Genomic DNA, 10,320 nt, shown 5'->3' with positions numbered 1-10,320 from the left:
CTTCAGATGGTGCCGCGACGCCACCGAGGAAACGCACAACTGGCCGAGCGGGAGCAAGCCGTTATGAACGACCTCATGGCGGGCAACGATGCCGAGACCGCCCGTGTGCCGCCGGCGCCGAGTTTCAGGGAGGCGGTGCGGCTGTGGGCCAGGATCGGGCTGCTCTCCTTCGGCGGGCCGGCCGGGCAGATCGCCCTGATGCACAAGGAACTGGTCGAGGAGCGCCGCTGGATTGGCGAGCAGCGTTTCCTGCATGCGCTCAATTATTGCATGCTCCTGCCTGGTCCCGAGGCGCAGCAGCTTGCCGTCTATGTCGGCTGGCTGCTGCACCGGACCGCCGGCGGTCTCGTCGCAGGCATCCTGTTCGTGCTGCCGGGGGCGCTGGTGATGCTCGGCCTCAGCAGCTTCTACATGCTCTACAATGATGCGCCGGTCATCGAGGCGCTGTTTTTCGGCGTCAAGGCGGCGGTGCTGGCGGTGGTGGTCGAGGCCGTCATCCGCATCGGCAAGCGGGCGCTCAAGAACCGGGTGATGGTGGCGATCGCGGTCGCCGCCTTCCTCGCCATCTATGTCGTCAAGCTGCCGTTCCCGCTGATCATCCTGCTGGCCGGACTGGCTGGCTGGGTCGGCAACCGCGTCGCGCCGGCCCTGTTTTCCGGGTCGGCGCATGGCAAGAGTGGCGTTGCCGACGACAGCAAGGGCGCCGTCGACCTGATGTTCGAGCGCGGCGAACTCGAGCACACCAGGCCGACGAAGTGGCACGCGCCGCGCACCATCGCCATCTGGCTGCCGATCTGGCTCGGGCCGGTGGCGCTGATCGCGGCGCTGACCGGACCGGCCAGCGTCTGGTCGCAACTAGGCAGCTTCTTCAGCGTCATGGCGGTCGTCACCTTCGGGGGCGCCTATGCGGTTCTCGCCTATGTCGCGCAAGCGGCGGTGTCGTCGTTCGGCTGGCTGGCGCCCGGCGAAATGGTCGATGGGCTCGGCCTTGCCGAGACGACGCCCGGGCCGCTCATCCTGGTGCTGCAGTTCGTTGGTTTCGTCGCCGCATACCGGCACGCCGGCGCGATAAACCCGCTGCTCGGCGGGGCGCTCGGATCGCTGCTGACCTTGTGGGTGACCTTCGTGCCCTGCTTCTTCTGGATCTTTCTCGGCGCGCCCTACATCGAACAGCTACGGCAGAACAAGGCGCTGTCGGCGGCGCTCGGCGCGATCACCGCGGCCGTCGTCGGCGTGGTGATGAACCTGGCGCTTTGGTTCGCGCTGCATGTCGTCTTCGGCACGGTGCGCAGCGTCGGCCTGGGCATGGAGATCCCGGTGCTGTCGTCGCTCGACTGGCGCGCCGCGCTGCTTTCGATCGCAGCGATGGTCGCCATGCTCAGGCTCGGGGTCGGCATGCTTCCGACGCTGGCCGCATCGGCGCTGGCGGGGCTGGCGTTGCAGGCGCTTTGACGCCTGCGCCATCACGGCGGCACGCTGCAAGACGGCGGCGCATCGGTCTGGCCGCAACCGGTGCGGCCATCACGGCAGGGTGATTTCCGGTCCGATCGAACGACGTGGTGTTGTCGGCGGGCAGCATCGGGGGCTACACGCTTTGTGCGCTTTGCCGCAATGAGGCCCGGTGCCAGGATTGTCCTTTCGAGTTGGAACGCAGCATGACGCTACTGACGCGCCGCAACCTTCTGAAAACCACGGCGGTGGCCGGCGCGGCCGGTATCGGGCTGTGCGCCATGGGCAGGTTCGCCAGCCGGGCCTTGGCCAGGCCCGATCCGGTGATGCTGAAGACGGCGAGGATCGAGGCGAAGCTGATGGATGTCGGCCAGACCAGGGATGTGCTCACCTATGGCGAGGCCGGCATGCCGCCAGTGCTCAGGATGAAGAAGGGTGAGCCGTTCGCCGCGCGGCTGATCAACGGCCTCGACGATCCGACGACGATCCATTGGCACGGCATCCGCGTTCCCAACAAGATGGACGGCGTGCCGTTCCTGGTGCAGCCCTATGTCTACACCGGCGATCATTTCGACTACGCGTTCACGCCGCCGGACGCCGGCACCTTCTGGTATCACCCGCACTGCAACACGCTGACCCAGATGGGCCATGGGCTGACCGGCGTGATCGTGGTCGAGAACCCGAACGATCCGCAATTCGATGCCGAAATGGTGATCAATCTGCGCGACTGGCGACTCGGCGATGACGGCCAGTTCATCGACCAGTTCCGGCCTCGCGATGCAGCAAGGGCGGGCACCTATGGGACGGTGCGCACCGCCAACTGGCTCGACCAGCCGCAATTCGATGCGCCCGCCGGCGGTTTGGTGCGGCTGAGGGCCGCCATTACCGACGTCACCCGCGTCTACGCCTTCCGTGTCGAGGGAGCCGAGGCGGCAGTCGTCGCGCTCGACGGCAATCCCGTGCCGCAGCGCTTCGCGCCCGACGCCTTGCAACTTGGACCCGGCCAGCGGCTCGACCTTGCCATACGCATGCCCGACGACGAGGGTGCCATCGTCAGCCTCAGGGACGTCAGGGGCACCAAGCCCAAAATACTGGCGACGCTGCGCGCGGTCGGAAAGTCGCTTAGGCGCGACGTTCGCGATCTCGCGGCGCTGGAAGCCAATCCGGTGGCGGAGGTCGATGTCGCCAGCGCGAAGCACATTTCGCTGGCGCTCAGCGCCACCGCGGAAAACGTTCCGGCCGACGGCATCTGCGGCTCGCTCGGTTACAGTTTCTGGGCGATCAACAAGGTGCCGTGGCCGGGCGACACGCCGGACCCGACCGCGCCGCTGGCCGAACTGAAGCTCGGCAGGAGCTATGTCATCGACATGGAGAACCTGACGCCGCAATCGCACCCGATCCATCTGCATGGGATGAGCTTCAAGGTGCTGTCGTCGTCGACGCGCCGGGTCCAGCCGCTCGTCTCCGACACCTATCTCATCCAGCCCGCCGAGAAGGTTCAGCTGGGTTTCGTGGCCGACAATCCCGGCGACTGGCTGCTGCATTGCCACATCATCGAGCACCAGAAGTCGGGGATGACGAGCTATATCCGGGTAGCCTGAAAGGACTGGTCGCAACGCATGACGGCGGCTCGCGGCGCGGGCAAAGGCTGGTTTTTTCGCAGCCACTCCGGATGTTGCGCCCCGGCGTTTCCAAACTTGAACGGGTGCCATTTCCAAAACTCGCGACCGCGCATTTACAACTAACATGTTAGTGTGATAAAGCTGCCCACATAGTGACATCAGGAGAGCTTTCGCAGTGACTTCGCGCTTTGGTCTTTCGGTCGCCCTGGCGACGCCTTTTCACGCGTCCGGGCAGATCGCGGTTCCCGCGATGGTCGCGCAGGCCAAGGCTTGCCTTGGCGCCGGCTGCGGCAGCGCTACGCTGTTCGGCACCACCGGCGAAGGTGCCTCGATCGGCACCGAAGAGCGGCGCCGCATCATCGAGGCCATGCTTGCCGCCGGCATCCCGGCGCATCAGCTCGTTTCCGGCGTGCTTGTCGATGCGGCCGAAGACGCGGCCGAGCAGGCGCGGCACGCGCTGCAACTGGGCGCCCGCAACATCCTTTTGGCGCCGCCGAGCTATTTCAAGAATGTCGGCGAGGACGGACTGTTCGGATGGTTTGCCGCCGTCTTCGCGGCGCTGGGTCCGCTGGCCCGCGATATCCTGCTCTACAACATCCCGTCGGTCACCATGGTGCCGTTGCCGCTCAGCCTGATTAGCCGGCTGCGCACTGCCTTTCCGAACGTGGTCGCAGGTGTCAAGGATTCGGGTGGCGACTGGAGCTACAGCGAGGCGCTGCTTGCCGCGCATGGCGACCTGGTGATCCTGATTGGCGACGAGCGGCACCTGGCGAGAAGCGTGCGCCGGGGCGGGCAGGGCGCCATTTCCGGCATGGCCAATTTCGTCACCGGCGAGATCCGCGCCATGGCGGTGGAGGGTCGCGACGATGCCCGGGTCGAGAATTTCGTGCTCGAACTGCTCAAATTTCCGGTCATACCGGCGGTCAAGGCGATGCTGGCGCGCCGAACCGGCGATGACGGCTGGCTCGCGGTTCGTCCGCCGCTGGAGCCGACCTCCCAGCAGGGGCGCAAGCAGCTTGCCGCAGCCTATGACCAATTGTTTGCGACAGAGCCGGCCTGACCGGCAAAGGAAGCGCTGAATGGAAGACAGCAGCGAACCGGCGACCCTCAGGGAAAAGGCCTATGCCAGCTTCACCCGGCATTTGCTGGCGCGCGATCTGAGGCCCGGGCAGTTCGTGTCGCAGCGCGAACTGGTTGCCTTCACCGGGCTGCCGCTCGGCGCCATCCGCGAGATCGTGCCGCGGCTCGAAGCCGAGGGCCTGCTCACCACCATTCCGCAGCGCGGCATGCAGATCGCGCATATCGACATCAACCTGATCCGCGAGGCCTTCCAGTTCCGCCTGTTCATGGAGCGCGAGGCGGTGGCGCTGTTCACCGTCAATGCCGCCGATGCCGAGCTCGCCCGTTTGCGGCGCGAGCATGAGGAGATGCTCGCTGAGGCGCTGGCGCAGCCGGCGACGCCGGAGATGGAGGCAAAGGCGCAGGCCATCGACTGGGCCATGCATGACACCTTCATCGACGCGCTGGACAACGAGATCATCGCCAAGGCCTACCTTGTCAATTCGGTGAAGATCCGGCTGATCCACCAGGAGCGGTTCCGCATCGACGGCCGCGTCGTGCCGGTCATGCGCGAGCACCTGGCGGTGATCGAGGCCATGGAAAGCCGCAACCCGCAAAAGGCGGTCGAGGCGATCAGCCTGCACATCGACAATGCGCGCCGGCTGGCGCTGCAGATCTGAGGGAAATGAGCCGCGCCGCGGCAGCGGCGCAATCCACAACGACAGCAACCCGGGAGGAAGAAATGTCGTCCAATCCGTTTACCCCAACCAGAAGGCAGCTGCTTGCCGGAACCGCCGCTCTTGCCGCCGCCGGCCTCGCCGGCCTGCGCCCCGGCTTTGCCGCCGGCGTCGACTGGAAGCGCTTTGCCGGCACCACGCTCGACGTCAATCTGGTCAAGAGCCCGCGCAGCGACACGCTGATAAAATACCTCGCCGAGTTCGAGGAACTGACCGGCATGAAGGTCAATGCCGAAGCGACGCCCGAACAGCAGCAGCGCCAGAAGACGGTGATCGAGCTCAGCTCCGGCAAGCCGAGCTTCGATGTCGTGCATCTCAGCTACCACGTGCAGAAGCGGCAGTTCGAGAAGGGCGGCTGGCTGGCCGATATCTCCGGCTATCTCGCCGATCCGACGCTCACGGATTCGGCGCTGGTCGAGGGTGACTTCGCCGATGCCGGCATGGTCTTCGCCAAGGACGCGCAAGGCGCGCTGCGCTCGCTGCCGTTCTCGGTCGACTACTGGATCCTCTACTGGAACAAGGAGCTGTTCGAGGCCAAGGGCCTCAAATATCCCGAGACGTTCGAGCAGCTGGTCGCCGCCGCCGAGGCGCTGACCGATGCTTCAGCCAACACCTATGGTTTTGTCGCCCGCGGACTGAAGAACGCCAACACGCCGGTGTGGACGTCGCTGATGCTGGGCTACGACATGACGCCGCTCGACGCCGACGGCAAGCTGCGCACCCTCTCGCCCGAGGCGGTCGAGGCCGCTGGCCTCTACCAGCGGCTGATGACCAAATCGGCGCCTCCCGGCGTTACCGGCTTCAACTGGGCCGAGGCGCAGTCCGCCTTCCTCCAGGGCAAGATCGGCATGTGGTTCGACGGTGTCGGATTCGCCCCGCCGATGGAGAATCCGGAAAAGTCGAGAGTGGTCGGCAAGGTCGGCTATGGCGTCATGCCCAAAGGGCCCAAGGCGCATGCCTCGGGCACGTTCGGCGACGGCATCGGCGTCACGGCGGCCAGCGAGAAGAAGGAGGCCGCCTATCTGTTCTGCCAGTGGGCGGTGTCGCCCGTCATGGGCGCGCGGCTGCTGCAGGCGGGCGCCGGCGTGCCGTTCCGCAAGTCGGTGCTGGAGGATCCCAAAGTACGCGAAGGCGTCACCATGCCGGCAAGCTGGCTCGACGCCGTGGTCGGATCCGGCAATGTCAGCCGGCTGGCGCTGCCGGTCATCATCCCGGTGACCGAGTTCCGCGACATCTATGGCGTGGCGCTGAGCAACATGATCGCCGGCGCCGATCCGGCGGAGGAGCTGAAGAAGGCCACCGAGCAGTTCCAGCCGGTCCTCGACCGGAGCGAGCAAGGCTGATGTCCGCCACCACCCCAGAACGGGCCGGGGTGACGATGGAAGCCATGGAAGGGAGCCAGACGGTGCGTCTGGCTCCCAACTACTGGCCCTTCGTCCTGCCGGCGCTCGTCGTCGTCGGCGCGGTGATCGTCTTTCCCTGGGCCTTCACGCTGTGGATGAGCGTCAACAGCTGGACGCTCGGCCAGTCGCGCAGCTTTGCCGGCATGGAAAACTATCTCCGCCTGGCGAGCGACCCGCGGTTCTGGGAATCGCTCTGGCATACGCTGACCTACACCTTCCTGTCGGTCGTCGCGCCGATGTTCCTCGGCACCGTCGCCGCACTGATCTTCGATGCAAAGGTCCCGCTGCGCGGCCTGCTGCGCGGCATCTTCGTGATGCCGATGATGGCAACGCCGGTCGCCGTGGCGCTGGTGTGGACGATGATGTTCCACCCGCAGCTCGGCGTGCTCAACTATCTCCTGTCGCTGGTCGGCATTCCGGCGCAGGAATGGATATTCAACGCCAAGACGGTCATTCCCTCGCTGGTCGCGGTCGAGACCTGGCAGTGGACGCCGCTGGTGATGCTGATCGTGCTGGGCGGGCTGGCCTCGGTGCCGCGCGAGCCGTTCGAGAGCGCCGAGATCGACGGCGCCAATGCCTGGCAGCAGTTCCGCTACCTGACGCTGCCGATGATCGCGCCGTTCCTGATGATTGCCGTCATCATCCGCACCATCGATGCGCTTAAAAGCTTCGACATCATCTACGCCATGACCCAAGGCGGTCCGGGCACGGCGTCGGAAACCATCAACATCTATCTCTACAACACCGCCTTCTCCTACTACGACATCGGCTACGGCTCGGCCATGGCCGTGGTGTTCTTCGTTGTGATCGTGGCGCTGTCCTTCATCCTGTTGATGCTGCGCCAGCGCTCGCAATGGATCAACGCGGAGGGCAAATAAGATGACGTCACGCCTCATCAACCGGATCGGACTGTTCTTCGCGGCCCTGGTCCTCGTCTCGCCGGCGATCCTGTTCTTCCTCTGGATGATCTCGCTGTCGCTGAAATTCGAGATCGACAACGGCGCCTATCCGCCGATCCTGATTCCCGAGCACTTCGCCTGGTCAAACTATGTGAAGGTGTTCGAGGAGAACAACTTCCTGCTCTATCTGGGGAATTCGGTGCTGGTCACCGGCACGGCGACGCTGCTGGCGCTCCTGATCGGCGTGCCGGCCGGCTACGGCATCGCCCGGCTGAAGGCCGAACGGTCGGCGGTCGTCATAATGATCGCCCGCATGACGCCCGGCCTTTCCTATCTGATCCCGCTGTTCCTGCTGTTCCAGTGGATCGGCATCCTCGGCACGCTGTGGCCGCAGATCATCATCCATCTGGTGGTGACAGTGCCGATCGTCGTCTGGGTGATGATCGGCTATTTCGAGACGACGCCGATGGAGCTGGAGGAGGCGGCCAGCATCGACGGCGCCAGCTCATGGCAGGTGTTCCGGCTGGTGGCGCTGCCGATCGCCAAGCCCGGCATCGTCGTCGCCTTCATCCTGTCGGTTATCTTCTCGTGGAACAATTTCGTCTTCGGCGTGGTGCTCGCCAGCCGCGAGACGCGGACCTTGCCAGTCGCCGTCTACAACATGCTGTCCTACGAGCAGGTGAGCTGGGGGCCGCTCGCCGCGGCAGCACTCGTGGTGACGCTACCGGTGCTGGTGCTGACCCTGTTCGCGCAAAGGCAGATCGTCGCCGGGCTGACCGCCGGCGCGGTCAAGGGCGGCTGAGGCCGGTCCGACATTACACGTTTGTGGAGACATGAAATGGCATCGGTGACCATCAACAACGTGCAGAAGGCTTTTGGGACCGCCAAGATCATCCACGATGTCAGCGTCGACATCGCCGATGGCGAGTTCGTCATCCTGGTCGGGCCGTCGGGCTGCGGGAAGTCGACGCTGCTGCGCATGATCGCGGGGCTGGAGACGATCTCGGCTGGCAAGATCGCCATCGGCGAGCGGGTCGTCAACGAGCTCAGGGCGCGCGACCGCAACATCGCCATGGTGTTCCAGAACTACGCGCTCTATCCGCATATGACGGTGGCCGACAATATGGGCTTCGCGCTGAAGATCAAAAGAGCCGATCCGGCCGACACGGCAAGCCGGGTCAAGCGGGCGGCAAGCATACTCGGCCTGGAAAAGCTGCTCGACCGCTATCCGCGCCAGCTTTCCGGCGGCCAGCGCCAGCGCGTCGCCATGGGCCGCGCCATCGTGCGCGACCCGCAGGTGTTCCTGTTCGACGAGCCGCTCTCCAACCTAGACGCCAAGCTGCGCGTGCAGATGCGGGGCGAGATCAAGGCGCTGCACCAGCGGCTGGGCACCACCACCATCTATGTCACGCACGATCAGATCGAGGCCATGACCATGGCCGACAAGATCGTCGTGCTGCATGACGGGCTGGTCGAGCAGATCGGCGCGCCGCTCGACCTATACGATCGTCCGGCCAATCTGTTCGTCGCCGGTTTCATCGGCTCACCGTCGATGAACTTCATCCGCGGCCGCATCGAGGAAGGCGTGTTCCGCAGCACCAGCGGGCTGACGCTGCCGCTGCCGGACGACATCCACCCGGCACGGGTCCCGGACTGCGAGCTCGTCTACGGCGTCCGTCCTGAACATATCCGTGCACGCAGCGAGGGCATTGCCGGCACCGTGACGCTTTTGGAAGCGACAGGTTCGGAGATCTTCGCCACGGTGGATTGCGCCGGCGAGGAAATCTCCTGCCTGTTCCGCGAGCGGCTCGCGCTGAAGCAGGGCCAGGCGGTGCATATCGAGGCCGACCGCGCCTGCGCCCATCTGTTCGAGGCGAGCACTGGCCGGCGCATCTGAACGGCTCGCGTCGACACCGCCGGGGTGGGTCGTCGTGCCAGCTTGCCGGCGCGCCCGGGTGGTGCTTAGGTGCGCCGTCAATGGGCGGGATGTGCCGTGGATCAGCGATGTGAATCGTCGGGGAAGAACTCCGTTCGGACAATTGTAACCGTTCGATGAGGCCGGCCGCCGATTTCCCAGCAGGGCACCGTCTTGTCCTGGCCGTGGCGCGGCTGCTGATCACGCTTCGTCACCCGATGCTTGTGGCGCGGTTTGCGAGGAAGATGGGCTACTGGCCCAATCCCGCCGCGCCCGAGCGTTATAATGAATGCATGCTCTGGCGAAGGCTGATCGACCACAATCCGCTGTTCGTCACGCTGTCGGACAAGCTCGCCGCGAAGGACTATGTCCACGCCGTCTGCCCGGAGCTGGAAGTGCCGAAGACGTTGTGGCGCGGCCGCGATCCCGACGACATCCCGTCGGCGTTGCTCGACGACGCGGTGGTGGTCAAAGCCAACCATGGCTGCGACATGAACATTTTCGTCTCGGGCGGCCAGCCGGATCGCGCCTCCATCGTACGTCAGCTAAGGCTGTGGCTGGGCAAGCGGCAGGGTCGTCGCAACAGCGAATGGGCCTACTGGCGGATCGTGCCGGAGGTGTTCGTCGAGGAGATGCTGCCGCTCGCCGGCGGCGAGATCGCCACCGAGATCAAGGTCCAGGTCTGCAGCGGCGTCGTCTGCCATGTCAGGGCCGAGGACAAGAAGGCGCTCAAGTCGCGACTGTTTGATCCTGACGGCAACCCTTTGGCGGGGCGCGACATCGACTATCCGCGCGAGGATCAGGCGCTGCCCGTCACCGCCCGCCTCGTCGAATTGACTAGGCAAGCTGCCCTGATTGCGCCGCGCATCGCCGGCGATCTCGATTATGTCCGCGTCGATTTCCTGGTCACGCGCGAGCGGCTGTACGCCGGCGAGATCACTGTCTATTCGGCCGGCGGTTATGCAACCTGGAGCAATCCAGCCATCATGGCGGACATCGAGCGGCGCTGGCGGCTCGACCAATCGGACTATCTGCGCAAGCAGCATAGCGGGCTTGCCCGGCTCTACGCCGGTGCGCTGCGCTCAAAATGCCTCCGGGCCCACGGCAGTCCGAAGCCTGTTCCCGTTGCCGAAATCCACCCGCGCCTGGGCATGCCGGACCCGCGCGAGCCCTGAGCGTCCGGCCTGGCGGCCTGTGCAGGTCATCTTGGACCGCAATGCTGCACAGGCACCGACT

The 10,320-nt window shown here is 65.4% G+C and carries 9 protein-coding genes; all 9 read left to right on the top strand.

Annotated elements, in window-relative coordinates; all coding sequences use genetic code 11:
• Positions 1-75: 75 nt before the first annotated feature.
• The 9 genes from chrA (at position 76) to EOA33_RS02910 (ending at position 10,259) form a co-directional block, all read left to right on the top strand.
• Positions 76-1,452, top strand: a complete 1,377-nt coding sequence (gene chrA / locus EOA33_RS02950) for a chromate efflux transporter (RefSeq protein ID WP_348628211.1) — start codon at positions 76-78, stop codon at positions 1,450-1,452.
• Positions 1,453-1,655: 203 nt separating this feature from the next.
• Positions 1,656-3,050 carry a multicopper oxidase family protein gene (locus EOA33_RS02945; protein WP_126058032.1) on the top strand — a complete coding sequence of 465 codons (1,395 nt, stop codon included), beginning with the start codon at positions 1,656-1,658 and terminating at the stop codon, positions 3,048-3,050.
• Positions 3,051-3,246: 196 nt separating this feature from the next.
• Positions 3,247-4,131: a dihydrodipicolinate synthase family protein gene (locus tag EOA33_RS02940; protein WP_126058033.1), complete on the top strand. Its 885-nt coding sequence runs from the start codon at positions 3,247-3,249 to the stop codon at positions 4,129-4,131.
• 19 nt (positions 4,132-4,150) lie between these two features.
• Positions 4,151-4,810, top strand: coding sequence for a GntR family transcriptional regulator (locus EOA33_RS02935; protein WP_126058034.1), 660 nt, complete (start codon positions 4,151-4,153; stop codon positions 4,808-4,810).
• A gap of 62 nt (positions 4,811-4,872) precedes the next feature.
• Entirely contained in the window at positions 4,873-6,210 is a 1,338-nt protein-coding gene (locus EOA33_RS02930) for a sugar ABC transporter substrate-binding protein (protein ID WP_126058035.1), read from the top strand.
• Positions 6,210-7,148, top strand: coding sequence for a sugar ABC transporter permease (locus EOA33_RS02925; RefSeq protein ID WP_126058036.1), 939 nt, complete (start codon positions 6,210-6,212; stop codon positions 7,146-7,148). The genes EOA33_RS02930 and EOA33_RS02925 overlap by 1 nt, the downstream gene beginning before the upstream one ends.
• A 1-nt stretch (position 7,149) precedes the next feature.
• Positions 7,150-7,971 (top strand): carbohydrate ABC transporter permease, encoded by an 822-nt coding sequence (locus EOA33_RS02920; protein WP_126058037.1) that lies wholly within the window; start codon positions 7,150-7,152, stop codon positions 7,969-7,971.
• 36 nt (positions 7,972-8,007) lie between these two features.
• Positions 8,008-9,066, top strand: a complete 1,059-nt coding sequence (ugpC, locus tag EOA33_RS02915; RefSeq protein WP_126058038.1) for a sn-glycerol-3-phosphate ABC transporter ATP-binding protein UgpC — start codon at positions 8,008-8,010, stop codon at positions 9,064-9,066.
• A 155-nt stretch (positions 9,067-9,221) separates the two neighbouring features.
• Positions 9,222-10,259, top strand: a complete 1,038-nt coding sequence (locus EOA33_RS02910; RefSeq protein WP_126058039.1) for an ATP-grasp fold amidoligase family protein — start codon at positions 9,222-9,224, stop codon at positions 10,257-10,259.
• Positions 10,260-10,320: the final 61 nt, after the last annotated feature.

The sequence above is a fragment of the Mesorhizobium sp. M4A.F.Ca.ET.050.02.1.1 genome, assembly GCF_003997725.1.
Lineage (GTDB): Bacteria > Pseudomonadota > Alphaproteobacteria > Rhizobiales > Rhizobiaceae > Mesorhizobium.
Note: the sequence above shows the minus strand (reverse complement) of the source record. Positions and strands in the feature narration are given on the sequence as shown.